This is a genomic window from Pseudomonas hamedanensis (assembly GCF_014268595.2).
GTDB lineage: Bacteria > Pseudomonadota > Gammaproteobacteria > Pseudomonadales > Pseudomonadaceae > Aquipseudomonas > Aquipseudomonas hamedanensis.
Genome location: NZ_CP077091.1, coordinates 3981992 through 4006110 on the forward strand (window position 1 = coordinate 3981992; position 24119 = coordinate 4006110).

Here is a 24119-nt window from a genome sequence, read left to right on the forward strand (position 1 = left end):
AACACGGCGAATACTAACGAGATAAACAGCACGACTGATACTTAAAAGGTGTGTCTTCGGATTGCAATAATAATTGGCAACTTTCGCGTTAATAATTTTATGGATAGACCTGAGCGCCCAACGGCAGTAGCTATCATTTGAAGCACAGGATACTGTATGCACATACAGCCAACAGGATGCCTGCGATGTCAATCTCCCCGCCCCTTCGTGGTCGCGGCACCGCGACCAACCCGCACAACCGCTTCGCCCCCAGCCGTTCGGTGGCCGAGGACGATGGCTGGTATCAGGAAGTGCCGGACACGCAAAACACCGAGGTGATCATCGAAAAGGCCAAATCGATCATCACCCGCAACACCTCGCCAGACCTGCCCTTCGACCGCTCGATCAATCCCTACCGCGGCTGCGAGCACGGCTGCATCTATTGCTACGCGCGACCCAGCCATGCCTATTGGGACATGTCGCCAGGCCTCGACTTCGAAACGAAGCTGATCGCCAAAACCAACGCGGCCCAAGTGCTGGAAGAGCAGTTGGGCAAAAAAGGCTATCAATGCGCGCCGATCAACCTCGGCTCCAACACCGATCCTTATCAGCCGATCGAGCGCGAGCACAAAATCACTCGCCAGACCCTGGAGGTGCTGCTGCGCTATCGCCACCCGGTGACCATCGTCACCAAGGGCTCGCTGATTCTGCGCGATCTCGACTTGCTGACTGAACTGGCGCAACAACGGCTGGTGGCGGTGATGATCAGCCTGACCACCCTGGACGACGAGCTCAAGCGCATCCTCGAACCGCGCGCCGCTGCGCCCAAGGCGCGCTTGCGCGCAATCCGGGTGATGCGCGAAGCGGGCATTCCCGTCGGGGTGCTGTGTTCGCCGATGATCCCGATGATCAACGACAGCGAGATCGAAAGCCTGCTGACCGAGGCCCACGCGGCGGGCGCGCAGAGTGCCGCCTACATGATGCTGCGCCTGCCGCTGGAAGTCGCGCCGCTGTTCGAAGAGTGGTTGCAGGCGCACTACCCGCAACGCGCCGCGCATGTGCTGAGTCTGATTCGCCAGAGTCGTGGCGGCGAGCTCTACGACAGCCGTTTCGGTGCACGAATGCGCGGTGAAGGGCCATTTGCCGACCTGCTCGCCCAGCGCTTTGCCAAGGCAATAAAAAAGCTCGGCTTGAACAAGCGTGATGGCTATAACCTCGATTGCACAGCCTTCTGTCCGCCGGGTCGCCAGATGTCGTTGATTTAGCGACAATTGACGCAGGGTTGAAGGGTTGGAATCCTTCCGTCGAAACGCCCGGTCACGTTTTTTGTGACCTGGAACACACGTTCTAGAGCGTTTGATTCAGTTTCAGTTAAGTTTCGGCGGCTACCTTGTTCATCGAGTGACTGACGGGTCGGGATGACCCGGATGGTTTAAACAGCCACTGGCTTCATACCGGAATACCGGGGCAAGACTCCCTGAATCCGCACAAGAGGATGAATCATGAGTGACAAGGATAAACAGTCGTTGGCTGCGTCGGGGCAAACCCCGGAAGCGGAATCCGCCGATGCAGCGCTGCGACAGATCGTTGACGGCTTTTTGCGTTTTCACCATGAAGTTTTTCCGCAACAGGAAGAACTCTTCAAAAAGCTCGCCACCGCCCAGGCACCCAAGGCCATGTTCATCACCTGCGCCGACTCGCGCATCGTTCCCGAGCTGATCACCCAGAGCTCGCCGGGCGACCTGTTCGTGACCCGTAACGTCGGTAACGTAGTACCGCCCTACGGTCAGATGAACGGCGGCGTTTCCACCGCCATCGAGTACGCGGTCCTGGCGCTGGGCGTGCAGCACATCATCATCTGCGGCCACTCCGATTGCGGCGCGATGCGTGCGGTACTCAATCCGGACAGCCTGGAAAAAATGCCCACGGTCAAAGCCTGGCTGCGCCACGCCGAAGTCGCGAAAACCATGGTGCATGACAACTGTCACTGCGCCGACGAAAAAGAAAGCATGCCGATCCTCACCGAGGAAAACGTCATCGCCCAATTGCAGCACTTGCGTACCCATCCTTCGGTAGCCTCGCGCATGGCGAACGGTCATCTGTTCATCCATGGCTGGGTCTACAACATCGAAACCAGCGAAATCAAAGCTTACGACGCGGACCAGGGACGTTTCCTGCCACTCGACGGCAGTCATCCGATTCCTGTGGCGACGCCCAAAGCGCGCTTCTAAATCTTCCCAACAATCTGTGTGGTATGACGCCGGCCGCTGACTCAGCGGCCCGGCATCCCCACGCCTGAAGAAAACTTCGGGAGAATCGCCATGCGTGCGGCTCAATTGAAAGCTGTGTTGCCACGGGAGCTGCTTGCTTCCGTGGTTGTGTTTCTGGTCGCCCTGCCACTGTGCATGGGCATCGCCATTGCCTCGGGGCTGCCGCCGGCCAAGGGTTTGATCACCGGCATCATCGGCGGTCTGGTGGTGGGCTGGCTGGCCGGCTCGCCGCTGCAGGTCAGCGGACCGGCGGCAGGGCTGGCGGTGTTGGTCTTTGAGTTGGTGCGCCAGCACGGCATCGAAATGCTCGGGCCGATTTTGCTGCTCGCCGGCTTCCTGCAACTGGTCGCCGGACGCCTGAAGCTCGGCTGCTGGTTCCGGGTCACGGCGCCAGCGGTGGTCTACGGCATGCTGGCGGGGATCGGCGTGTTGATTGTGCTTTCCCAAGTCCATGTGATGCTCGACGCCTCGCCGAAGCCTTCCGGACTGGATAACCTCACGGCGTTCCCAGGCGCGGTGGCGCAGGCCTTGCCGTCATTTGGCTGGCAGGCCGGTTTGCTCGGTCTGTCGACGATTGCGGTGATGTGGCTGTGGGAAAAATTCCGCCCGCATAAGCTGCGCTTCATTCCCGGCGCGTTGCTGGGTGTAGGCCTGGCGACGGGAGCCAGTCTGATGCTGGCGTTGCAGGTCAAGCGCGTCGAGGTCCCGGCGAATCTGGCCGAAGCGATTGATTGGCTGAAACCGGCCGATTTGCTCAGCCTCGCCGACCCGACGCTGCTGATCGCGGCGTTTGCCGTAGCGTTTATCGCCAGCGCCGAAACCCTGTTATCGGCTGCGGCTGTGGATCGTATGCACAGCGGCGTGCGTTCGGATTTCGACCGCGAACTGTCGGCCCAGGGTGTCGGCAACATGCTCTGCGGTCTGGTCGGTGCGCTGCCGATGACCGGGGTGATCGTGCGCAGCTCGGCCAACGTTCAGGCCGGTGCGACCACGCGTTACTCGACGATTTTCCATGGCCTGTGGCTGCTGGCGTTCGTGCTGTTGCTGTCGAGCGTGTTGCAAAGCATTCCGGTGGCGAGCCTGGCGGGTGTGCTGGTGTATACCGGTTTCAAACTGGTCGACCTGAAAGCCTTCCGCGGCCTGAGCCGTTACGGACGCATGCCGATGTTCACCTACGCCGCCACGGCGCTGGCGATCATCTTCACCGACCTGCTGACCGGCGTACTGATCGGTTTCGGCCTGACCTTGGTGAAGCTGGCGTTCAAGGCCTCGCGCCTGAAGATCAGCCTGATCGACCTGCCGCAGGACGGCGAGATGGAATTGCGCCTGGTCGGCGCGGGGACATTCCTTAAAGTACCGGCGCTGACACAGGTGCTGAACTCGATTCCACACGGCACGACGGTGCATGTGCCGCTCAACAACTTGAGCTACATCGACCATTCGTGTCTGGAGTTGCTGGAAGAGTGGGGCCGGGCGAATGCGGCGAAGGGTTCGAAGCTGTTGATCGAATCCCGCGGGTTGAAGCGCAGGCTTGAGGGCCGGGTGCGGACCAATACCGGGATTGGTGCGGCGGGTTGAATATCCCGTCTGGAATACAACCCCTGTAGGAGTGAGCCTGCTCGCGATGGCGATTGAACATTCAACATCTTTGTTGACTGATCGGCCGCTATCGCGAGCAGGCTCACTCCTACATTGGGATCGGCGTCGGCTTCGAATTATGCAGCTGGCTGATCCAGCTCCAGCCCCACGCCCAAGCGGCGACTCATGCACGGCCAGCGCTTCCACGCCGCGCCAGTGTCGGGGCTGCTGAGTTTCTCGCGGTAGGCTTCTACCGATTCCAGAGCAAAACTTTCGTCGTTGAGCATCTCGTCGAAGGCGTGGTGCACAACTTCATCCAGCTGGTTGGCAAATTCTTCACCGATCAATTGGTGAGCAATCAGGTTGGCGACCGTCATGTCCAGCGGGATCAGCGGCTGGCCGAAATGCTTGATGTACAGGTCGTTGACCTCTTCGACAAACCGGTGCGCCAGATAAGCTTCGTCCAGCAGGCTGTCCAGACCGACATGCCCGGCCATGATTGCCGGCGGCTGGAGGAAATACTGCTCGGCGATTTTCAGTACCGGTTTGATCTGCGATTCGATTCCCGCTTCCCTGGCAACTTCATTGGCTGCATCCAGCAGGTCTGGCACTTCATCGATGTAGGCGGCGACAAATCGCGTCAGCACGCCTTGGGCGTCGGCTTCCGGCAACTGGATCGCCGGGTGTAGATGGGGCAGCTTGCTTTCCAGCTGACGGGTCAGCAGGCCGGTGTCTTTTTCGTGCTGTTGGGCTTTTTGGATCTGCTCGCGCAATGCGGCGGTGTTCATGAAAACTCCAGGAAACAAGGCAATGAAATAGGGAAGACATAACTTAGCTGGCTTACGAAAAACGCTAAGACGCATTTGTCATAATTATTTCATCCTTGATGCACCTGCGTTATATCCATTTGCCACCACTCGTCTGCATCCTTCTCCATTCGTGCCCTTGAATGCAAGTCCCGCCTGTTTCAGATCATTTACGTCTTCGGGTTGCAATTCCCGGTCGCTGTCTATACTCGCCAATGAATGGAGTTAGCTGATGACGCCCGACTGCACCTGCAGCAAGGCCCGGCGATTCAAGTTCGTAGTCTGATGCAGCCGCTCCCTTGCCGCAGGCGATACGCCGGCGGGATAACAAGAACGATAAGGGGAACCCGCAATGATGCGACATCCACATGTCTGGATGGGCCTCCTGTTGTGGTCGATTTTCAGCCAGGCCAATGCGGCCTGGACTGTGAATATGGCGCCTGGAGCGACTGAAATCAGTCACGCAGTATTCGACCTGCACATGACCATTTTCTGGATCTGTGTGGTGATCGGGATCATCGTCTTCGGCGCCATGTTCTGGTCGATGATGGTGCACCGCCGCTCCACCGGGCAGGTCGCGGCAAAATTCCACGAAAGCACCGGCGTCGAGATCATGTGGACCGTCGTGCCGCTGCTGATTCTGGTGGCCATGGCCGTTCCCGCCACCGCCACGCTGATCAAGATGTACGACACCAGCGAAGCGGACATCGATATCCAGATCACCGGTTATCAGTGGAAGTGGCATTACAAATACCTGGGTCAGGACGTCGAGTTCTTCAGCAACCTGGCCACCCCCGCCGATCAGATCCACAACAAGGAAGCCAAGGGCGAGCATTACCTGCTCGAAGTCGACAAGCCATTGGTGCTGCCGATCGGCGCCAAGGTGCGCTTCCTCGTCACCTCCGCCGACGTCATCCATTCATGGTGGGTGCCGGCGTTCGCAGTCAAACGCGATGCGATTCCCGGATTCGTCAACGAAGCCTGGACGCGCATCGACAAGCCCGGCCTTTACCGCGGCCAGTGCGCCGAACTGTGCGGCAAGGACCATGGCTTCATGCCGATCGTGGTCGAGGTCAAGGAGAAGGCCGACTACGAAGCCTGGCTCGCCGAGCGCAAGGCCGAGGCGGCGCAGCTCAAAGAGCTGACCAGCAAGGAATGGACCCTCGACGAGCTCAAGGAGCGCGGCGACAAGGTCTATCACACCGCTTGCGTGGCCTGCCACCAGGCCGAAGGCCAGGGCCTGCCGCCAATGTTCCCGGCACTCAAGGGCTCGAAAATCGCCACCGGCCCGATCAAGGATCACCTGAGTATCGTCTTCCACGGCAAGCCCGGCACCGCCATGGCGGCGTTCGGCAAGCAATTGTCGGAAGTCGATATCGCCGCGGTCGTGACGTACGAACGTAACGCCTGGGGCAACAACAAGGGCGACATGGTCACGCCAAAACAAGTGCTGGAGCTGAAACAGGCGGAAAGCCAATGAGCCGGTCAATTGCGTACTGCGTGAACCGGTCGGGGCCAGACGCCCCGGCCCGCCCCGTCCATTCACTTGAAGGAGACCGGCCATGAGTGCTGTCATCGATGACCACGGTCACGCCGACCACGCCCACGGCCCTGCCAAAGGCCTGATGCGCTGGGTGTTGACCACCAACCACAAGGACATCGGCACCCTGTACCTGTGGTTTGCGTTCTGCATGTTCCTGCTCGGCGGCTCGTTCGCCATGGTCATTCGTGCCGAGTTGTTCCAGCCCGGCCTGCAGATCGTGCAACCGGAATTCTTCAACCAGATGACCACCATGCACGGCTTGGTGATGGTCTTCGGCGCGGTCATGCCGGCGTTCGTCGGCCTCGCCAACTGGATGATTCCGCTGATGGTCGGCGCGCCGGACATGGCCCTGCCGCGGATGAACAACTTCAGCTTCTGGCTGTTGCCGGCGGCGTTTCTGTTACTGGTCTCGACCTTGTTTACACCGGGTGGCGGGCCGAATTTCGGCTGGACCTTCTACGCGCCGTTGTCGACGACTTACGCGCCGGAAAGCGTGACGTTTTTCATCTTTGCCATTCACCTGATGGGCATCAGCTCGATCATGGGCGCGATCAACGTGGTCGCGACCATCCTCAACCTGCGCGCGCCCGGCATGACCCTGATGAAAATGCCGCTGTTCGTCTGGACGTGGCTGATCACCGCATTCCTGCTGATCGCAGTGATGCCGGTGCTGGCCGGGTGCGTGACGATGATGCTGATGGACATTCATTTCGGCACCAGTTTCTTCAGCGCGGCCGGCGGTGGTGATCCGGTGCTGTTCCAGCATGTGTTCTGGTTCTTCGGCCACCCCGAGGTGTACATCATGATCCTGCCGGCGTTCGGCGCGGTCAGCCAGATCATCCCGACCTTCGCGCGCAAGCCGCTGTTCGGCTACACCTCGATGGTCTACGCCACGGCGAGCATCGCCTTCCTGTCGTTCATCGTCTGGGCGCACCACATGTTTGTGGTCGGCATTCCGCTGGTGGGCGAGTTGTTCTTCATGTACGCGACCATGCTCATCGCGGTGCCGACCGGGGTGAAAGTGTTCAACTGGGCCAGCACCATGTGGCAAGGCTCGATGACCTTCGAGACGCCGATGCTGTTTGCCGTCGCGTTCGTCATCTTGTTTTCCATCGGCGGTTTCTCCGGGCTGATGCTGGCGATCGCCCCGGCGGATTTCCAGTATCAGGACACGTACTTTGTGGTTGCGCATTTCCACTACGTGCTGGTGCCGGGGGCGATCTTCGGGATTTTCGCCTCGGCCTATTACTGGCTGCCGAAATGGACCGGGCACATGTACGACGAAACCCTCGGCAAACTGCATTTCTGGCTGTCGTTCGTCGGCATGAACCTGACCTTCTTCCCGATGCACTTCGTGGGTCTTGCGGGGATGCCGCGGCGGATTCCGGACTACAACCTGCAGTTCGCCGACTTCAACATGGTCTCGTCGATTGGCGCGTTCATGTTCGGCGCCACGCAGATCTTCTTCCTGTTCATCGTGATCAAGACCATCCGTGGCGGCGAGCCGGCCCCGGCCAAGCCGTGGGATGGCGCCGAAGGGCTGGAGTGGAGCGTGCCGTCGCCGGCGCCGTATCACACCTTCACCACGCCGCCGGAAGTGAAATGAAACGCCTGGCCTCTGTGGGAGGGGGCTTGCTCCCGAATGCCATTTTTCATTCAACAGTTGAGTTGACTAATCCGACGCATTCGCGAGCAAGCCCGCTCCCACAGGGGTTCTCGATTGAGGATTGGAACCATGGCTGACTCGATCTCGCTGAAGAAACTGGTCACGCGCCTGCTGCTCGTCGTGGTGGCGATGTTTGTCTTCGGTTTTGCCCTGGTGCCGATCTACGACGTGATGTGCAAAGCCTTCGGCATTAACGGCAAGACCGGTGGCCAGTACGCCGGTGAGCAAGTGGTCGACACCTCACGCCAGGTGCGCGTGCAGTTTTTGTCGACCAACACCGCCGACATGCCGTGGGATTTCTATCCCAAACACGATGAGCTGACCGCCAATCCCGGTGCCGTTAACGAGATGGTGTTCATCGCGCGCAACCCCACCGACAAGCCGATGAGTGCGCAGGCGGTGCCAAGTATCGCGCCGAGCAACGCGGCGGCGTATTTCCACAAGACCGAATGCTTCTGCTTTACCCAGCAGGTGCTGCAGCCCGGTGAACAGATCGAAATGCCCGTGCGTTTCATCGTTGACCGCGACATGCCCAAGGAAGTGAAGCACCTGACGCTGTCCTACACGCTGTTCGATATCACCGCCCGACATCCGCCGGTGGCCGTTAGCACTGGCGGTTGAGCGTGCCCGATAAGGAGAACAATAAATGGCAACTCATGAGCACTATTACGTCCCGGCCCAGAGCAAATGGCCGATCATCGCCACCGTCGGAATGCTCGTCACCGTGTACGGCCTCGCGACCTGGTTCAACGATCTGAAGGCGGCGCGTCCGGATTCCCACGGCCCGCTGATCTTTTTCGTCGGTGGGCTGCTGCTGGCGTACATGCTGTTCGGCTGGTTCGGTGCGGTGATCAAGGAAAGTCGCGCGGGGCTGTACAGCCCGCAACTGGACCGCTCGTTCCGCTGGGGCATGAGCTGGTTCATCTTTTCCGAAGTGATGTTCTTCGTCGCCTTCTTCGGCGCGCTGTTCTATATCCGCGTCGTTTCCGCGCCTGGGTTGGCCGGTGAAGGCAGCAAGGGTCTTTCGGAGATGCTCTGGCCGAACTTTGAATATGTCTGGCCGCTGCTGAACAACCCGGACCCGAAACTGTTTCCGCCGCCCAAGGACGTCATCAGCCCTTGGGGCTTGCCGCTGCTCAACACCATTTTGCTGGTCAGCTCCAGCGTGACCATCACCATCGCCCACCATGCGCTGAAGAAAGGTCATCGCGGCGCGCTGAAACTCTGGCTGGCGATCACCGTGCTGCTGGGCGTCGCGTTTCTTGGCTTCCAGGCTGAGGAATACATCCACGCTTACAAGGAACTTGGACTGACCCTCGGCTCGGGCATCTACGGCGCGACGTTCTTCATGCTCACCGGGTTTCACGGGGCCCACGTGACCATCGGCACGATCATTTTGTTCGTGATGCTGATGCGCATCATGAAAGGCCATTTCGACAACGAGCACCAGTTCGGTTTCGAAGCGGCGAGCTGGTATTGGCACTTCGTCGACGTGGTGTGGATCGGCTTGTTCTTCTTCGTCTACATCCTCTGACAGCCGACGCTACCAGGGCGCATGCGACACCAACTGGCCGCTGTAGAAACCCCAGGCCATCAGGCCGACGGTGACGGCGGCCAGTGCCACCCGAACACTCAAGGCGATGACCAGGCGATTTGAACTGCTGTCGTCCTTGACCAGGAAAAACAGGCCGCTGAACAGGCTGATCACCGTGGCAATCAGCATCAGGACGATCGCTGCTTTGAACATGGCAAGACTCCGGGGGACAGGCGATGCATTTGAGTATAGCGATCGCGACGACTGACTTTGTGGCGCAGCCATGAAGCACTTTCGCCCGGGCGTAATACCGACGGTGGTGGTCGCGTTGTTGCTGCCGCTGATGGTTGCGCTGGGCTTCTGGCAACTGGGCCGGGGCGCAGAGAAAACCGCGCTGCTCGCCAGCTACGCCGAACGTCGCGTGGCCGAACCGATGGCCAGCAGCGAATTGCCGGGCAGTGCTGACCCGGCTTATCGCCGCGTGCAGCTACATGGCCAGTTCGATGCTGCTCATACCCTGTTGCTCGACAACCGCCAGCGTGGCGGCAAGGTCGGCGTCGAGTTGCTGCAACCGTTCCAGGATCAGCGCACGGGGTTGTGGCTGCTGGTCAATCGCGGCTGGTTGCCCTGGCCGGACCGGCGCGTGCCGCCGCAATTCAGCACACCCGCCGAGACACTGACGCTCGACGCCTGGGTCTACGTCGCCCCGGGCGCGACGTTCCAGTTACACGCCGACCCGGTCAGCCGTGTCTGGCCGCAAACCATTACCGCCGTCGAGCCGGCCAGACTCTGGCAAACCCTGGAACGCGACGGTTTCGCCTACGAACTGCGCGCCGAGCCCAGCCCGGTCAGCTATCAGACGGATTGGCCGGTGGTCGCGATGGGTCCGGAAAAACACCTCGGCTATGCCGTGCAATGGTTCGCCATGGCCACGGCCCTGCTCGGTCTCTACCTCTATCTTGGCTGGCACAACGCAAAGGAGAAACGCCATGGGAAGCGCCATGAATCCACCCAGCATGTCTGAAGCCAAACCCGCCCTCAGCCGTCGGCGCGGGCGCATTCAATTGCTGCTGATCGTGCTCGGCGTGGTCGGACCGATGCTGCTCGCCACCGGCATGTACAAGTTGCAGTTCTGGGTGCCGGAAGGACGCAGTTATCACGGCGAACTGATCGGTAACGGCCAGACCCGCGCCGACCTCGGCGTGCAGGCCGATGAGCAGCGCTGGCAGATTCTGGTGACAGCGCCGAAGGACTGCGCAGTCGACTGCCAGCAACTGGTGTATCTGGCGCGGCAGATCCAGATCAGCCTGGGCCGCGAAGCCGGACGCGCCAGCCACGCTCTGGCCGCCGCACAACCGCTGAGCGCCGACTACGCCGCCAGACTCGACCGCGAATACCCCCAGTTGCAGCGTTATCCACTGGATGCCGGCGTGTTCGCCAGGACCACCGGCGACAAGGCGGTGCCGCAGCTGTGGATCGTCGACCCGCACGGCAATCTCGTACTGCGCTACGAGCCGAATGTGAAAGGCAAGGATCTGCTCAACGACCTGCGTCACCTGCTGAAACTGTCGAACATCGGATAAGGGCATCGTCATGGCCAAACCTGGATTTCGCCTCGCGCTGTTTGCCACCCTGCTGGCGCTGATTGTGGTGCTGCTCGGCGCCTACACGCGCCTGACCCACGCCGGCCTCGGCTGCCCGGACTGGCCGGGCTGCTACGGCTTTATCAGCGTGCCGGACAGCGAGGCGCAACTGGCCCATGCCGAACTGCATTTTCCCGACGCGCCGGTAGAAGCGCACAAGGGCTGGAACGAGATGATCCACCGCTACTTCGCCGGCAGCCTTGGCTTGTTGATTTCGGTGCTGGCCGGGCGCGCTTGGGTCAACCGTCGCCACCCCGGGCAACCGGTGAAGCTGCCGCTGTTTGTGCTGGCGGTGGTCATCGCCCAGGCGATGTTCGGCATGTGGACGGTGACGCTCAAGCTCTGGCCGCAAGTGGTTACCGGGCATTTGCTCGGCGGTTTCGCCACGTTGAGTCTGCTGTTCCTGCTGACGCTGAGGTTGTCCGGCGTGCTGCCGGCACTGAGCGTGCCCAAGCGCTTGCAGTATTGGGCGACCGCGGGGCTGTTATTGGTGATCGGCCAGATTGCGCTGGGTGGCTGGGTCAGTTCCAACTACGCAGCGGTGGCCTGCATCGATTTTCCAACCTGTCACGGGCAATGGCTGCCGCCGGCAGACTTCGCCAACGGCTTTCACCTGACTCAGCACATCGGCCCGAATTACCTCGGCGGACAACTCGACAGCGATGCGCGCACCGCGATTCATCTGACCCACCGGATCGGCGCGTTGCTGGTGACGTTGGTGCTGCTCGGTCTGGCCTGGCAGTTGAAAGTCGTCGGCATGACCCGTCTGGCCGCTCTGGTGCTGGTCGCCCTCGCCGCGCAGATCACCCTCGGAATCAGCAACGTGTTGTTTCATCTGCCGCTGCCGGTGGCCGTCGCCCATAACGCCGGCGGCGCGGCGTTGTTACTGACGCTGGTGCTGGTCAACTATCACGCGCGCACCCGTCTGCTCCAGGTGGCGCAACCGACGCTGGCGCGCTGGCGCTTCAGCCCGAATAAACCTGCCGTCGCGCCCATTGCATTAAAAGGAGAAACGCCATGGCGAGTCTGATCGGCGAACGTCCCGCGCAAGCGCTGTGGCGCGATTATCTGGAACTGACCAAGCCCAAAGTCGTGGTGCTGATGCTGATCACCTCGCTGGTTGGCATGTTCCTCGCGACCCGCGCCGGAGTGCCCTGGACAGTGCTGGTGTTTGGCAATCTGGGAATCGCGTTGTGTGCCGGCGGTGCGGCGGCGGTGAATCACGTAGTGGACCGGCGCATTGACGCGGTGATGGCGCGCACCCACAAGCGACCGTTGGCCGAGGGCCGGGTGTCGCCGGCGGCGGCGCTGACTTTCGCCCTGGTGCTGGCGCTGCTCGGTCAGGCGTTGCTGCTGACGTTCACCAATCCGCTGACCGCGTGGCTGACCCTCGCCTCGCTGCTGGGTTACGCGGTGGTTTACACCGGTTTCCTCAAACGCGCGACACCGCAGAACATTGTCATCGGCGGCCTCGCCGGCGCCGCCCCGCCGCTGCTCGGCTGGACCGCCGCCACTGGGCACGTCAGCGCCGAACCGCTGCTGCTGGTGCTGATCATCTTCGCCTGGACCCCGCCGCACTTCTGGGCGCTGGCGATTCATCGCAAGGAGGAATACGCCAAGGCCGACATTCCGATGCTGCCGGTCACCCACGGCGAGCACTACACCAAAGTGCACATTCTGCTGTACACCTTCGCGCTGCTGGCGGTGAGCATGTTGCCCTACGTGATTCACATGAGCGGCGTGCTGTATCTGATCTGCGCGCTCGCCCTGGGCGCAAGGTTTCTGCAATGGGCCGTGGTGCTGTACCGTGGCACTCGGCCGCACGCGGCGATCAACACCTTCAAGTACTCTATTTATTACTTGTTCCTGTTGTTCATCGCCCTGCTCGTAGACCACTACTTACTGTTGAACCTATGACCCGAACCCAGAAAACCGTCTTCATCCTCGTGGCCGTGATCGCGCTGATCCTGGGCCTGACCGTCAACAAAGTGCTGAGCGGCAAAGGCCAGGGCGACCCCACCGCGCTGATCGACGCCGGAATCATCCTGCTGCCGCAAAGCCGCAACCTGCCGGACGTGACGATGACCGATCAGGACGGCAAACCGGTGGCCATCGATGAGCTGAAAGGCAAATGGAGTCTGTTGTTCTTCGGCTACACCTTCTGCCCGGACATCTGCCCGACCACTCTCGCGCAACTGCGCCAGATCAAGAGTGAGCTGCCCAAGGACGCGGTGGACAAATTACAGGTCGTGCTGGTCAGCGTGGACCCGAACCGCGATACGCCAAAGCAGTTGAAGCAGTACCTGGGCTATTTTGATCCGCAGTTCATCGGCCTGACGCCGGCCTCGATTGAAGAACTGCAAAAAGTCGCCAATGCGGTGAGCATCCCGTTTATTCCGGCCGATACCAGCAAGCCGAATTACACGGTGGATCACAGCGGCAATCTGGCGGTGATCGGCCCGGACGGCACGCAGCGCGGGTTTATCCGGGCGCCGTTGAACAATGCCAAGCTGGTTGCGCAGTTGCCGGCGATGCTTGAGCGCAAATAGCCGACCTTGAAACTTGCACAGACCTAATGTGGGAGCGGGCTTGCTCGCGAATGCGGTGGGTCAGTCAACCTGTCTTTATCTGACGCACTGCATTCGCGAGCAAGCCCGCTCCCACAGGGTCTGTGTTTCAGGCATAAAAAAGGGGACGCTCTCAGGGCGTCCCCTTTTTTGTAGCCGCAACCGGAATCAGAACGCCGGCAATACCGCGCCTTTGTACTTCTCGGTAATGAATTTTTTCACTTCCGGCGTGTGCAGCGCCGCCGCCAGCTTCTTCATTGCCTCGCTGTCCTTGTTGTCCGCGCGGGACACCAGGATGTTGACGTAAGGCGAGTCGTTGCCTTCGATCACCAGCGCATCCTTGGACGGATCGAGCTTGGCTTCCAGCGCGTAGTTGGTGTTGATCAGCGCCAGATCGACCTGGGTCAGCACGCGCGGGATGGTCGCGGCTTCCAGCTCCCGGAATTTCAAATCTTTCGGGTTGGTCGCGATGTCTTTGATGGTCGACAGAATGTTGGTCGGGTCCTTCAGGGTGATCACGCCAGCCTTGGCCAGCAGCAACAGCGCACGGCCGCCGTTGGTGGCATCGTTGGGAATGACCACGTTGGCGCCGCTTGGCAGCTCTTCGATTTTCTTGACCTTGCTCGAGTAGGCGCCCAGCGGCTCCAGATGCACGCCGGTCACAGCGACGAGGCTGGTGCCCTTGGCCTTGTTGAATTCATCCAGGTACGGCTGGTGCTGGAAGAAGTTGGCGTCCAGGCGCTTTTCGGCGACCTGTACGTTCGGCTGAATGTAATCGGTGAAGACCTTGACCTTCAGATCCACGCCTTCCTTGGCCAGGGCTGGCTTGACGAATTCGAGGATTTCCGCGTGCGGCACCGGGGTGGCGGCAACGGTCAGGGTTTCGGCATGGGCCGAAAACGCAGCAACGGCAGCGAAAGCAGCAATCAGTTTTTTCATTCAGCTAACTCCTTTTGATGGCGCCCGCCAGCGAAGGCCGGTGCCTCTTGATGACAACAAACCGTTATTTGCGCGAGAAATGCACGACCAGTCGGTCGCCAACCATTTGCAGCACCTGCACCAGAACCAACAGTAGCACCACGGTGACAATCATCACGTCGGTCTGGAAACGCTGGTAACCGAAACGGATCGCCAGGTCACCCAGACCACCGGCACCCACCACACCGGCCATCGCCGTGTAGGACACCAGTGTAATCGCCGTCACCGTAATCGCTGCGAAAATGCCCGGGCGTGCTTCCGGCAGCAAGGCGTTCATGATGATCTGCCGCGTGGTCGCGCCCATCGACTGGGTCGCTTCGATGATGCCGCGATCGACTTCACGCAACGCGGTTTCCACCAGCCGCGCGAAGAACGGGGTCGCCCCCACTACCAGCGGCGGAATCGCACCGGCCACGCCCAGCGACGTACCGGTGATCAGCACGGTGAACGGAATCATCACGATCAGCAGAATAATGAACGGCAGCGAACGCAGAATGTTCACCGCCAGCGACATGAACGCGTAGAGGACACGGTTTTCCAGCAACTGACGCGGGCTGCAAAGGAACAGCAGCACACCCAGCGGCAGGCCGAGCAACACGGTGAACAGCAGCGAACCGCCGAGCATCAGCATCGTGTCGTTGGTGGCCAGGCCGATTTCGAGCCAGTCGATGTTCTGGAAGAACAGTTTGATCGCCGCGACTGCGTCGTCGTAATGCTTGATTGCAGCGTCGAACATTTCCATTAACGCAGGACCTCCATGTGAACGTCAGCGGCGGTGAAGCGGGCGAACGCCGCTTCCATGTCGCCACCGGTGACGGCGAGGGTCAATTGCCCGTACGGAATGTCTTTGATGCGGTCGATGCGACCGGCGAGGATGCTGTAGTCGACGCCGGTTTCCCGGGCGACAGTGCCGAGCAACGGTGCGTAGGTCGCTTCGCCCTGGAAGGTCAGGCGCACGATGCGCCCGGGCACATGAGCGAAATCGTCGCGTTGCTCGTCTTCGTCGATCTGCTCGCTTTCCTGGACGAAACGTTTGGTGGTCGGGTGTTGCGGATGCAGGAACACATCGGCCACCGGACCCTGCTCGACGATCACGCCGGCATCCATCACCGCCACCTGATCGCAGACGCGGCGGATCACGTCCATCTCGTGGGTGATCAGGACGATGGTCAGTTTCAGCTCACGGTTAATCTCGGCCAGCAATTGCAGGACCGACGCGGTGGTCTGCGGGTCGAGGGCGCTGGTGGCTTCGTCGCACAGCAGAATCTTCGGCTTGGTCGCCAGGGCGCGGGCGATGCCGACGCGCTGCTTCTGGCCCCCGGACAATTGCGCCGGGTACTTCTTCGCGTGGTCAGACAGACCGACCCGCGCCAGCAACTCGTCGACGCGCTGAAAGATTTCAGTGCTCGACAGCTCACCGGCCAGGATCAGCGGCAACGCCACATTGTCGGCGACGGTCTTGGAGGCGAGCAGGTTGAAGTGCTGGAAGATCATCCCGACCTGCTGGCGGAAACGGCGCAAGCCGTTGGCGTCCAGCGCGGTGACTTCTTCGCCGTCGACGATGATCTTGCCGCCGCTGGCGTTTTCCAGGCGATTGATCAGACGCAGCAGGGTACTTTTGCCTGCACCGGAATGGCCGATCAGGCCGAACACCTGCCCGTTCTCGATAGAGAGACTGGTCGGGTGCAGCGCGGGAATATCCTTACCGGCGACGCGGTAAGTCTTGTGGACGTTTTGAAACTCGATCACGTAGCGAACCTTGTGGGGCGCGTTAGAAAAGGATCAGCGGTTAGCCGGGCGCGCATTTTAGCCTGTCCGTATAGAGGTTCTTAGCATTTATTTCGCAATTAACCTTCGATTTGGCAATAACGCGATCAAAGGTCATATAAACGGAACGGCTGAAACGCTCATCAGTCACTAAGTAAGCGACTTGAAACCCTGGGTGCCGTGCCCGGGAATCACTCAAGGGTCTGCGGAAGGCATCCGGGGCCAAACGAGGAGTTTACGTCTGATGAGCATCAAAAAGCCTGCACCTGATAAAAGCGAGATGGCCGGGACCGATACCCCGGATCGCGCCAACACCAACGCCAAACTCGACAGCCTGGAAAAATTCCGCTCCGACGCTACCGGCCAGGCGCTGCGTACCAATCAGGGCGTGAAGATCGCGGACAACCAGAACACCCTCAAGGCCGGTCCGCGCGGGCCATCGCTGCTCGAAGACTTCATCATGCGCGAGAAAATCACGCACTTTGACCATGAGCGGATTCCAGAGCGCATCGTCCATGCGCGCGGCACTGGCGCGCACGGCTTCTTTCAGAGCTACGAGAACCATGCAGCACTGACCAAGGCGGGCTTCCTACAGGACCCGGGCAAGAAAACCCCGGTCTTCGTGCGTTTTTCCACGGTGCAGGGGCCACGCGGTTCCGGCGATACCGTGCGTGACGTACGCGGTTTTGCGGTGAAATTCTTCACCGACGAGGGCAACTTCGACCTGGTCGGCAACAACATGCCGGTGTTCTTCATTCAGGACGCGATCAAGTTTCCTGACTTCGTGCACGCGGTGAAGCCCGAGCCGCACAACGAAATCCCGACCGGCGGCTCGGCTCACGACACCTTCTGGGATTTCGTCTCGCTGGTGCCGGAATCGGCGCACATGGTGATCTGGGCGATGTCCGACCGGGCCATCCCGAAAAGCCTGCGCAGCATGCAGGGTTTCGGCGTCCACACCTTCCGCCTGATCAACGCCGAGGGCAAATCGCGCTTCGTCAAATTCCACTGGCGCCCGACGGCGGGTACTTGCTCGCTGGTATGGGACGAAGCGCAAAAGCTCGCCGGTAAAGACACCGATTACCACCGTCGCGACCTGTGGGAAGCGATCGAGATGGGCGACTACCCGGAGTGGGAATTGGGCGTGCAGATCGTTGAAGAGGAAAACGAACACGACTTCGATTTCGACATCCTCGACCCGACCAAGATCATTCCCGAAGAAATCGTACCGATCACGCCACTGGGCAAAATGACCCTCAACCGCAACCCGGACAATTTTTTTGCCGAAGTCGAGCAGGTCGCTTTCTGCCCGGGCCACATCGTGCCCGGCATCGACTTCTCCAATGACCCGTTGCTACAAGGCCGGCTGTTTTCCTACACCGATACGCAAATCAGCCGACTCGGCGGGCCGAATTTTCATGAGTTGCCGATCAACCGTCCGGTGGCGCCGTTCCATAACGGCCAGCGCGACGCGCAACATCGCACGACGATCGACAAGGGCCGCGCCTCTTATGAACCCAACTCGATTGACGGCGGCTGGCCGAAAGAAACCCCGCCGGCTGCCCAGGACGGTGGCTTCGAGAGCTACCCGGAGCGCATCGACGCGGCAAAGATCCGCCAGCGCAGCGAGTCGTTCAGCGATCACTTCTCCCAGGCCCGGCTGTTTTTCAACAGCATGAGCGAGCATGAGAAAGAACACATCATTGCCGCTTACAGCTTCGAGCTGGGCAAGGTCGAGCGTGAATTTATCCGCGCGCGCGAAGTGAACGAAATCCTCGCCAACATCGACCTGACCCTGGCCAGGCGTGTTGCGCAAAACCTCGGTTTGCCGGCGCCGGTCAAAGGCACGGTCGAGGTGCGCAAGACTTCGCTGGATCGCTCCCCGGCATTGAGTCAGGCCAACCTGCTGCCCGGCAATATCAAGACGCGTAAAGTGGCGATCCTCGCGGCCAATGGTGTGGACGGTGCGGCCATCGATGCAATGAAGAAAGCGCTGGAAGCCGAAGGCGCCCACGCGAAACTGCTCGGCCCGACCTCGGCGCCGGTGAAAACCGCAGACGGCAAGGCGTTGGCGGTGGATGCATCGATGGAAGGCATGCCCTCAATCGCGTTTGACGCGGTGTTCGTGCCGGGGGGCGCGGCGTCGGTCACCGCTTTAAGCGGCGACGGTGTGGCGTTGCATTATTTGCTCGAGGCTTACAAGCACCTGAAAGCAATTGCGCTGCACGGTGAGGCCAAGCAACTGCAGGACTTGCTGAAGCTGGACGCGGATGTGGGGTTGCTGCAGGGCAAGGATGTGGGTGCGCTGACCAAGCCGTTCTTTGCCGCGATTGGCGAGCATCGGGTGTGGGCGCGGGAGCCGAAGGCCAAAGCGATTCCGGCTTGATTTTCGGCTGACAGGAAGGACGCTATCGCGAGTAGGCTCACTCCTACAATGGATCTCGGTTTGACACACAACCCCTGTGCACCCTGAGACCCCCTGTAGGAGTGAGCCTGCTCGCGATGCTTTTTTCAGGGTTTACGCGGACTCAGAACCATCTGCGCCGGCACTGTGCGCAAAATCTGCTTCTCGATCTGCAGATCAAAATCCGGATCAAGCTTTTTCACGCGCTTGCTCAGCAACGTTGCCAACCACGGATAATCCGCCGTGCGCGGTGCCTGGATGCTGACAGCGCACTCGTAGTTCACCACGTCGGCGGCGATCGCATCGAGTTGGCGCTGAAGCTTGTGAATATCACCGATGTTCAAGGCCACCGTAGTGCTTTCGGCGGTCGGATCGATCACCTTGGCTTTTGGCTTGGCTTCGGCCGCCAGCAAGGCAGCTTCGGCCTTCTCCAGCTCGGCTTTGCGCGCCTCGGTGATGGCGCCGTTGACGCCGCCGGTCAGTGCCGGAGCCGTGGGCATCAAGGCACGGGCACGGCTCAACGCGGTCGCGGCAGCGTTGACATCGCCTTTTTGCAGGACGATCTGGCTGCGACGCAAATACGCCTCGGCCAGTTGTCGCTGGTATTGCTCCAGGGACTGGTCGTTGGGGGATGCGGCCTGCAACGCGGCCAACTGGTCTTCGGCGGTGGCCAGTTCGCTGCTGGCCAGGCTTTGCTCCAGCTGTGCGATGGCCGTAGCTCGCGCATCGGGGACTTCAGCCACCGGTGGCGTGCTTTGGCAGGCGCCCAGCAGCACTGAAAATGCGACAAGGAGCAGATAACGGGAGGCGAACGGCTTCATTCCTGCGACTCTCTAATTGCGCAAAAAGCGAGCAAGTCTACACCCCTCGACGGGGCAGAACAAAACTCAGCAGAAACAATGCGGCCGCTGTCACAACGATTGACGGTCCGGCCGGGGTGTCCTTGAACCACGACAATGCCAGCCCGCTACACACCGCGAGCATGCCCAGCAGGCTGGCGCCCAGCGCCATCTGCTCCGGGGAGCGGGCGTGACGCTGTGCCGCAGCGGCCGGGATGATCAGCAGCGAGGTGATCAGCAACACACCGACGATCTTCATCGCCACCGCGATCACCACCGCAATCAACAGCATCAGCGCCAGGCGCAAAGCCGCCACCGGCAGGCCTTCGACCCTGGCCAGTTCTTCGTGCACGGTGACCGCCAGCAGCGGCCGCCACAGGGTCACCAGCAACACCAGCACTGCCGCCGTGCCGCCGAGAATCCACATGAGATCGGTCGGACTGATCGCCAGCAGGTCGCCGAACAGATAGGCCATCAGGTCGATCCGCACTTCATGCATGAAGCTTAGTACCACCAGGCCAAGAGAGAGCGTGCTCGGCGCAAGAATTCCCAACAGCGTGTCGGAGGCCAGTGGCTGGCGTTGTTGCAGGGTCACCAATAGCACCGCCAGCAGCAGGCAACCGACCGTCACCGCGACGGTGGGACTGACATCGAGCAAGAAGCCCAGCGCCACGCCAAGCAATGCGGCATGGGACAAGGTGTCGCCGAAGTAGGCCATGCGCCGCCAGACCACAAACGAACCCAACGGCCCGGCCACCATTGCCAGCGCCAGACCTGCAAGCAGGGCGTACAACAGAAAATCAGCCATGCTTGCAGTGGTCTCCATGAACGTGAGGCTGCCCGGCAACCGGGCCTTTGACCACCGAACCGTGCAGGTCATGGGCGTGGTCGTGATGGTGGTGATAGATCGCCAGGCTCGGCGCGTTCTTGCCGAACAACTCGACAAACGCAGGGTCGCCGCTGACTTGCTCGGGGTGCCCGGAGCAGCAGACATGGCGATTGAGGCAGACCACCTGATCGGTGGTGCTCATCACCAGATGCAAATCGTGCGAGACCATCAGCACGCCGCAACCGTGGCGATCGCGCAGACGGGTGATCAAGCTGTACAGTTCGGCCTGGCCGGCGACATCAACGCCCTGCACCGGCTCGTCGAGCACCAGCAGTTCCGGCTCGCGCAGCAGCGCCCGGGCCAGCAGCACGCGCTGCATTTCGCCGCCGGACACACTCTGCACCGGACTGTCGATAACGTGTTCGGCGCCGACTTCCTTCAGCGCGGCCAATGCACGCGTACGGTCAACGCCCGGCACCAGACGCAGGAAACGCAGGACCGAGAGCGGCAAGGTCGGATCGACATGCAGCTTTTGCGGCATGTAGCCGACGCGCAGCTTCGGCTTGCGCCAGACGCTGCCGCTGTCCGGTTTCAACAGCCCGAGTACAGCGCGCACCAGGGTGGTTTTGCCGGCGCCGTTGGGGCCGATCAGGGTGACGATCTGCCCCGGCTCGACGCTCAGCTCGATGTTGTCCAGCACGGTCTGTCCGGCAAACGTGACGGCGACCTGGTCCAGACGAATCAACGCGTTGCTCATCAAGCCCCCTGGCACCCGGAGCACAGGCCGACGACTTCGACGGTCTGTGCCTCGACAATGAACCCGACCTCTTTGGCGCTATTGATGATCGCGTCGCTGATCACTTTTTGCTCAAGCTCAATGGCCGCATGGCACTCGCGGCAGATCAGGAACTGACCCTGATGCGCGTGTTCCGGGTGGACACAGCCAACAAAGGCGTTCAGCGACGAGATGCGGTGGACCAGGCCATTTTCCAGCAGGAAGTCCAGCGCGCGGTACACGGTTGGCGGCGCGGCGCGGCGGCCATCCTGCTCGCTGAGTACGGCAAGAATGTCATAGGCGCCCAGCGGCTTGTGACTCTGCCACACCAATTCCAGCACCCGGCGGCGCAACGCGGTCAGGCGCAAGCCTTTCTGGGCGCACAAGGCATCGGCCTCGGACAAAGCGCTGTGTACGCAATGTGAGTGGTCGTGGGGACGGCTGGCGATCGGTGTAATAGGCATGGGCGGCGACGAGATTTGATAGAGACGTTATTATGTTACCCGTTCTCGCCTCCTTGAGTGGTCATCGTGTCCCGACTTTTTTCTGTTTTTGTAGCTTTTGTTACCAGTTTTCTGCTGATCGGCTCGGCTCAGGCCGAGGTCAAAGTCCTCACCAGCATCAAGCCGTTGCAGTTGATTGCCGCTGCCGTGCAGGACGGCGTGGCGATTCCCGAGGTGCTGCTGCCGCCAGGTGCCTCGCCGCATAATTACGCGCTGCGCCCATCCGACGTACGGAAAGTGCAGTCAGTCGATCTGCTTTACTGGATCGGTCCGGACATGGAGGGCTTCCTGCCGCGCGTGCTCAGCGGCCGCACCCTGCCGAGCATCGCCGTGCAGGATCTGCCAGGGCTCAAACTGCGTCATTTCGGCGAGGACAACCACTCTCACGCCGAAGAGGCCGACGAGGCCGACGAACATGATCACGACCATCGCCCCGGCTCGCTGGATGCGCACCTGTGGCTGTCACCGGTCAACGCACGGGTGATTGCCGACAGGATGGCTGCCGACCTGACCGCCGCCGACCCGGCCAACGCCGAGCGCTATCAGCGCAATGCCAAGGCTTTCGATGAACGCCTGGATGCGCTGGATCAGCGTTTGAAGAAGCGCCTGGCCGGCGTTGAAGGCAAGCCGTACTTCGTTTTCCACGAAGCCTTCGACTACTTTGAAGACGCTTATGGGTTGAACCACGCCGGGGTATTCGCCGTGGCCGCCGAGGTGCAGCCAGGGGCCCAGCACGTCGCGGCGATGCGCAAGCGCTTGCAGGAAGTGGGCAAGACGTGTGTATTCAGCGAACCGCCGTTGCGCCCGCGTTTGGCGGAAACGCTGGTGGCCGGTTTGCCGGTGAAACTGGCCGAGCTGGATGCGTTGGGTGGCTATACACCGGCGACGGCTCAGGGTTATGAGCAGGTGCTGGAGAAACTCGGCAACGACCTGGCCGGGTGCCTGGAGTCGCTGTAAGCCTGTAAACCCTGTGGCGAGGGAGCTTGCTCCCGCTTGAGTGCGCAGCACTCACAAAATCTGCCTGGCAGAATCTTGGGGCCGCTTCGCAGCCCGGCGCGAGCAAGCTCGCTCGCCACAATTCAAAGCGCGAAAGGTAGGGGCGTACTGATCTTCTGCCGCTGCGCCAACCGCTGTTCGAACTCCCTCGGATCGTGAATCAACACATCCTGCCCGGCGAACTGCTCAGCCGCGATCAAGCGTGACAGCCAGAACCGCACACACGCGACGCGCAACATCGTCGGCCACAACTCAGCCTCCGCCGCCGTAAACGGCCGCAGCGCCGCGTAAGCTCCGAGGAACGCCCGCGCGCGCGGGCCATCGATCACGCCCTCCTCATCCGAGCACCAGTCGTTCAAGGCGATCGCCACGTCATACAGCATCGGCCCCGAGCAAGCGTTGTAGAAGTCGATCAGCCCGGTCAGGTGCGTGCCTTCAAACATTGCGTTGTCACGGAACAGATCGGCGTGAATATTGGCCCGTGGCAGCGCGAGAATCCTGTCCTTTTGTGCGGTAATTTCATCCAAAGCCTTTTGCAGCAAGGCCTGCGGCTCATCGCTCAGGTGTGACAGGAACTCGCCACCCTCCTCCAGCATCCAGTCGAGACCACGATCGGTCTTGCGCTTGATCATGCGCTCGCCCTGGGTCGCCAGGTGCAGGTGCGCCTGCAATTCGCCGACCTGCGCGCAATGCTGGGCGTTGGCGATCTTGATGTGTTTGCCGGACAGGCGCGGCTGCAGCAGCGCCGGTTTGCCTTTGAGTTCACGCAACGCCACGCCGTCAGTGGTGCGCAGCGCGTATGGCACCGGCAGATCGGCATGGTGCAGCACATCGAGCAGGTCGATGAAGAACGGCATCTCCTGCACCGGCCCGCGTTCGACCAGGGTCAGGACAAATTCGCCCTGCTCCAGGCTGACGAAGAAATTGGTGTTTTCGCTGCCGGCGGCGATCCCCTGGAAATCAAGCAGGCGGCCGAGCCCGTAAGGGGCGAGAAAGGTTTCCAGCTCGGGCCGAGCCAGGGGAGTGAACACAGACATGTCTTAACTGCCAGTACGGGCGCCGCAACATGCGGCGCCGGGTGAATTAAAAACTTACTTCCATTCGAAAATCTTCCATGACGGAATCAGCATATCCGGCTGATCCGAGCGGATGAAGTTGGCATCCGTCCCGTCGGCACGCACCAGAAAGTACGGCGGCGCGCCCTTGGGCGTGACTTTGATCGCATACAGGAAACCGTTCTGGCGGTACTCCTGAATGGTCTTGTCGCCTTCCGTGCGGATGGTGACCTCGGGGTCGCCGCCCGGCGCATCATCCGCCGCCATCGCGGCCAGTGGTGAGACAGCGATCAACCCGACCAGCAGCAAGCGATTTAACGTACGCATGATAACCTTGTCCCTTTGTCGTCAACGGTCCCGCTATTCTAGCGCCGGACCCGCCGAAAA

Annotated in this window: 25 protein-coding genes; 14 read left to right on the forward strand and 11 right to left on the reverse strand. The window is 60.9% G+C overall.

The genetic code is table 11. The features are described 5' to 3' along the window. Window positions 1-185 precede the first annotated feature (185 nt). The 3 genes from HU739_RS17180 to HU739_RS17190 all read left to right on the forward strand — a co-directional run bounded on the left by HU739_RS17180 (window position 186) and on the right by HU739_RS17190 (window position 3827). Window positions 186-1244 carry a PA0069 family radical SAM protein gene (locus HU739_RS17180; RefSeq protein WP_186546303.1) on the forward strand — a complete coding sequence of 353 codons (1059 nt, stop codon included), beginning with the start codon at window positions 186-188 and terminating at the stop codon, window positions 1242-1244. Window positions 1245-1481: 237 nt separating this feature from the next. Beyond that, complete coding sequence (locus HU739_RS17185; RefSeq protein ID WP_186546302.1) at window positions 1482-2210, forward strand: carbonic anhydrase; 729 nt, start codon at window positions 1482-1484, stop codon at window positions 2208-2210. Between the two features lie 90 nt (window positions 2211-2300). Then, the gene (locus HU739_RS17190; protein WP_186546301.1) at window positions 2301-3827 is read left to right on the forward strand and encodes a SulP family inorganic anion transporter; all 1527 of its coding nucleotides are present in this window, start codon (window positions 2301-2303) and stop codon (window positions 3825-3827) included. A 137-nt stretch (window positions 3828-3964) separates the two neighbouring features. Here HU739_RS17190 and HU739_RS17195 read toward each other — a convergent pair whose 3' ends face one another. Next, window positions 3965-4615: a hypothetical protein gene (locus tag HU739_RS17195; protein WP_186546300.1), complete on the reverse strand. Its 651-nt coding sequence runs from the start codon at window positions 4613-4615 to the stop codon at window positions 3965-3967. A gap of 370 nt (window positions 4616-4985) precedes the next feature. Between HU739_RS17195 and coxB the strand changes: the two genes are divergently transcribed. The 4 genes from coxB to HU739_RS17215 all read left to right on the forward strand — a co-directional run bounded on the left by coxB (window position 4986) and on the right by HU739_RS17215 (window position 9376). Continuing rightward, window positions 4986-6113 carry a cytochrome c oxidase subunit II gene (gene coxB, locus HU739_RS17200; protein WP_186546299.1) on the forward strand — a complete coding sequence of 376 codons (1128 nt, stop codon included), beginning with the start codon at window positions 4986-4988 and terminating at the stop codon, window positions 6111-6113. Window positions 6114-6195: 82 nt separating this feature from the next. Then, on the forward strand, window positions 6196-7782 hold the full coding sequence (gene ctaD, locus HU739_RS17205) for a cytochrome c oxidase subunit I (RefSeq protein WP_042609004.1): 1587 nt from the start codon (window positions 6196-6198) through the stop codon (window positions 7780-7782). A gap of 129 nt (window positions 7783-7911) precedes the next feature. Then, window positions 7912-8463 (forward strand): cytochrome c oxidase assembly protein, encoded by a 552-nt coding sequence (locus tag HU739_RS17210; RefSeq protein WP_186546298.1) that lies wholly within the window; start codon window positions 7912-7914, stop codon window positions 8461-8463. 25 nt (window positions 8464-8488) lie between these two features. Next, window positions 8489-9376: a cytochrome c oxidase subunit 3 gene (locus tag HU739_RS17215; protein WP_186546297.1), complete on the forward strand. Its 888-nt coding sequence runs from the start codon at window positions 8489-8491 to the stop codon at window positions 9374-9376. Window positions 9377-9385: 9 nt separating this feature from the next. On the opposite strand, the gene HU739_RS17220 is transcribed toward HU739_RS17215, so the two are convergent. Continuing rightward, window positions 9386-9589: a twin transmembrane helix small protein gene (locus HU739_RS17220; protein WP_186546296.1), complete on the reverse strand. Its 204-nt coding sequence runs from the start codon at window positions 9587-9589 to the stop codon at window positions 9386-9388. Between the two features lie 70 nt (window positions 9590-9659). Here HU739_RS17220 and HU739_RS17225 point away from each other — a divergent pair, with 70 nt between their 5' ends. Genes HU739_RS17225 through HU739_RS17245 form a run of 5 tightly spaced genes read left to right on the forward strand, consistent with a single transcriptional unit; the run spans window position 9660 to window position 13568 of the window. Next, window positions 9660-10400: an SURF1 family protein gene (locus HU739_RS17225; protein WP_186546295.1), complete on the forward strand. Its 741-nt coding sequence runs from the start codon at window positions 9660-9662 to the stop codon at window positions 10398-10400. Beyond that, on the forward strand, window positions 10366-10959 hold the full coding sequence (locus HU739_RS17230) for a hypothetical protein (RefSeq protein WP_186546294.1): 594 nt from the start codon (window positions 10366-10368) through the stop codon (window positions 10957-10959). Before HU739_RS17225 ends, HU739_RS17230 begins: the two co-directional genes overlap by 35 nt. 10 nt (window positions 10960-10969) lie before the next feature. Further along, window positions 10970-12049, forward strand: coding sequence for a COX15/CtaA family protein (locus HU739_RS17235; protein ID WP_186546293.1), 1080 nt, complete (start codon window positions 10970-10972; stop codon window positions 12047-12049). Further along, complete coding sequence (gene cyoE, locus HU739_RS17240) at window positions 12037-12936, forward strand: heme o synthase (RefSeq protein ID WP_186546292.1); 900 nt, start codon at window positions 12037-12039, stop codon at window positions 12934-12936. The genes HU739_RS17235 and cyoE overlap by 13 nt, the downstream gene beginning before the upstream one ends. Beyond that, window positions 12933-13568: an SCO family protein gene (locus HU739_RS17245; protein ID WP_186546291.1), complete on the forward strand. Its 636-nt coding sequence runs from the start codon at window positions 12933-12935 to the stop codon at window positions 13566-13568. The genes cyoE and HU739_RS17245 overlap by 4 nt, the downstream gene beginning before the upstream one ends. A gap of 186 nt (window positions 13569-13754) precedes the next feature. Here HU739_RS17245 and HU739_RS17250 read toward each other — a convergent pair whose 3' ends face one another. The 3 genes from HU739_RS17250 to HU739_RS17260 form a co-directional block, all read right to left on the reverse strand. After that, the gene (locus tag HU739_RS17250; protein WP_186546290.1) at window positions 13755-14525 is read right to left on the reverse strand and encodes a MetQ/NlpA family ABC transporter substrate-binding protein; all 771 of its coding nucleotides are present in this window, start codon (window positions 14523-14525) and stop codon (window positions 13755-13757) included. 64 nt (window positions 14526-14589) lie between these two features. Then, window positions 14590-15300, reverse strand: coding sequence for a methionine ABC transporter permease (locus HU739_RS17255; protein ID WP_186546339.1), 711 nt, complete (start codon window positions 15298-15300; stop codon window positions 14590-14592). A 5-nt stretch (window positions 15301-15305) separates the two neighbouring features. Next, window positions 15306-16313, reverse strand: a complete 1008-nt coding sequence (locus HU739_RS17260) for a methionine ABC transporter ATP-binding protein (RefSeq protein ID WP_186546289.1) — start codon at window positions 16311-16313, stop codon at window positions 15306-15308. A gap of 262 nt (window positions 16314-16575) precedes the next feature. Between HU739_RS17260 and katE the strand changes: the two genes are divergently transcribed. Next, window positions 16576-18717, forward strand: coding sequence for a catalase HPII (gene katE / locus HU739_RS17265; RefSeq protein ID WP_186546288.1), 2142 nt, complete (start codon window positions 16576-16578; stop codon window positions 18715-18717). Between the two features lie 125 nt (window positions 18718-18842). Here katE and HU739_RS17270 read toward each other — a convergent pair whose 3' ends face one another. The 4 genes from HU739_RS17270 to HU739_RS17285 are packed head-to-tail and all read right to left on the reverse strand — an operon-like array spanning window position 18843 to window position 21642. Continuing rightward, a complete protein-coding gene (locus HU739_RS17270; RefSeq protein ID WP_186546287.1) occupies window positions 18843-19556 on the reverse strand; it encodes a PA5502 family lipoprotein in 714 nt (237 codons plus the stop codon). 37 nt (window positions 19557-19593) lie between these two features. Next, entirely contained in the window at window positions 19594-20382 is a 789-nt protein-coding gene (znuB, locus tag HU739_RS17275; protein WP_186546286.1) for a zinc ABC transporter permease subunit ZnuB, read from the reverse strand. Next, window positions 20375-21160 (reverse strand): zinc ABC transporter ATP-binding protein ZnuC, encoded by a 786-nt coding sequence (gene znuC / locus HU739_RS17280; protein WP_186546285.1) that lies wholly within the window; start codon window positions 21158-21160, stop codon window positions 20375-20377. Before znuC ends, znuB begins: the two co-directional genes overlap by 8 nt. Next, window positions 21160-21642 carry a Fur family transcriptional regulator gene (locus HU739_RS17285; protein WP_186546284.1) on the reverse strand — a complete coding sequence of 161 codons (483 nt, stop codon included), beginning with the start codon at window positions 21640-21642 and terminating at the stop codon, window positions 21160-21162. Before HU739_RS17285 ends, znuC begins: the two co-directional genes overlap by 1 nt. Before the next feature lie 66 nt (window positions 21643-21708). Between HU739_RS17285 and znuA the strand changes: the two genes are divergently transcribed. Continuing rightward, window positions 21709-22638: a zinc ABC transporter substrate-binding protein ZnuA gene (gene znuA, locus HU739_RS17290; RefSeq protein WP_186546283.1), complete on the forward strand. Its 930-nt coding sequence runs from the start codon at window positions 21709-21711 to the stop codon at window positions 22636-22638. 122 nt (window positions 22639-22760) lie between these two features. Here the strand turns inward: znuA and HU739_RS17295 are convergent, their stop codons facing one another. Continuing rightward, window positions 22761-23714, reverse strand: coding sequence for a homoserine kinase (locus HU739_RS17295; protein ID WP_186546282.1), 954 nt, complete (start codon window positions 23712-23714; stop codon window positions 22761-22763). Window positions 23715-23768: 54 nt separating this feature from the next. Beyond that, window positions 23769-24059, reverse strand: a complete 291-nt coding sequence (locus HU739_RS17300) for a DUF2782 domain-containing protein (RefSeq protein ID WP_039757137.1) — start codon at window positions 24057-24059, stop codon at window positions 23769-23771. Window positions 24060-24119: the final 60 nt, after the last annotated feature.

Excerpts from the sequence above, each read along its gene's own strand:
- HU739_RS17180 (WP_186546303.1), top strand. The coding sequence starts at position 186 with ATGTCAATCTCCCCGCCCCTTCGTGGTCGCGGCACCGCGACCAACCCG.
- HU739_RS17185 (WP_186546302.1), top strand. The coding sequence starts at position 1,482 with ATGAGTGACAAGGATAAACAGTCGTTGGCTGCGTCGGGGCAAACCCCG.
- HU739_RS17190 (WP_186546301.1), top strand. The coding sequence starts at position 2,301 with ATGCGTGCGGCTCAATTGAAAGCTGTGTTGCCACGGGAGCTGCTTGCT.
- HU739_RS17195 (WP_186546300.1), bottom strand. The coding sequence starts at position 4,615 with ATGAACACCGCCGCATTGCGCGAGCAGATCCAAAAAGCCCAACAGCAC.
- coxB (WP_186546299.1), top strand. The coding sequence starts at position 4,986 with ATGATGCGACATCCACATGTCTGGATGGGCCTCCTGTTGTGGTCGATT.
- ctaD (WP_042609004.1), top strand. The coding sequence starts at position 6,196 with ATGAGTGCTGTCATCGATGACCACGGTCACGCCGACCACGCCCACGGC.
- HU739_RS17210 (WP_186546298.1), top strand. The coding sequence starts at position 7,912 with ATGGCTGACTCGATCTCGCTGAAGAAACTGGTCACGCGCCTGCTGCTC.
- HU739_RS17215 (WP_186546297.1), top strand. The coding sequence starts at position 8,489 with ATGGCAACTCATGAGCACTATTACGTCCCGGCCCAGAGCAAATGGCCG.
- HU739_RS17220 (WP_186546296.1), bottom strand. The coding sequence starts at position 9,589 with ATGTTCAAAGCAGCGATCGTCCTGATGCTGATTGCCACGGTGATCAGC.
- HU739_RS17225 (WP_186546295.1), top strand. The coding sequence starts at position 9,660 with ATGAAGCACTTTCGCCCGGGCGTAATACCGACGGTGGTGGTCGCGTTG.
- HU739_RS17230 (WP_186546294.1), top strand. The coding sequence starts at position 10,366 with ATGGGAAGCGCCATGAATCCACCCAGCATGTCTGAAGCCAAACCCGCC.
- HU739_RS17235 (WP_186546293.1), top strand. The coding sequence starts at position 10,970 with ATGGCCAAACCTGGATTTCGCCTCGCGCTGTTTGCCACCCTGCTGGCG.
- cyoE (WP_186546292.1), top strand. The coding sequence starts at position 12,037 with ATGGCGAGTCTGATCGGCGAACGTCCCGCGCAAGCGCTGTGGCGCGAT.
- HU739_RS17245 (WP_186546291.1), top strand. The coding sequence starts at position 12,933 with ATGACCCGAACCCAGAAAACCGTCTTCATCCTCGTGGCCGTGATCGCG.
- HU739_RS17250 (WP_186546290.1), bottom strand. The coding sequence starts at position 14,525 with ATGAAAAAACTGATTGCTGCTTTCGCTGCCGTTGCTGCGTTTTCGGCC.
- HU739_RS17255 (WP_186546339.1), bottom strand. The coding sequence starts at position 15,300 with ATGTTCGACGCTGCAATCAAGCATTACGACGACGCAGTCGCGGCGATC.
- katE (WP_186546288.1), top strand. The coding sequence starts at position 16,576 with ATGAGCATCAAAAAGCCTGCACCTGATAAAAGCGAGATGGCCGGGACC.
- HU739_RS17270 (WP_186546287.1), bottom strand. The coding sequence starts at position 19,556 with ATGAAGCCGTTCGCCTCCCGTTATCTGCTCCTTGTCGCATTTTCAGTG.
- znuB (WP_186546286.1), bottom strand. The coding sequence starts at position 20,382 with ATGGCTGATTTTCTGTTGTACGCCCTGCTTGCAGGTCTGGCGCTGGCA.
- znuC (WP_186546285.1), bottom strand. The coding sequence starts at position 21,160 with ATGAGCAACGCGTTGATTCGTCTGGACCAGGTCGCCGTCACGTTTGCC.
- HU739_RS17285 (WP_186546284.1), bottom strand. The coding sequence starts at position 21,642 with ATGCCTATTACACCGATCGCCAGCCGTCCCCACGACCACTCACATTGC.
- HU739_RS17295 (WP_186546282.1), bottom strand. The coding sequence starts at position 23,714 with ATGTCTGTGTTCACTCCCCTGGCTCGGCCCGAGCTGGAAACCTTTCTC.
- HU739_RS17300 (WP_039757137.1), bottom strand. The coding sequence starts at position 24,059 with ATGCGTACGTTAAATCGCTTGCTGCTGGTCGGGTTGATCGCTGTCTCA.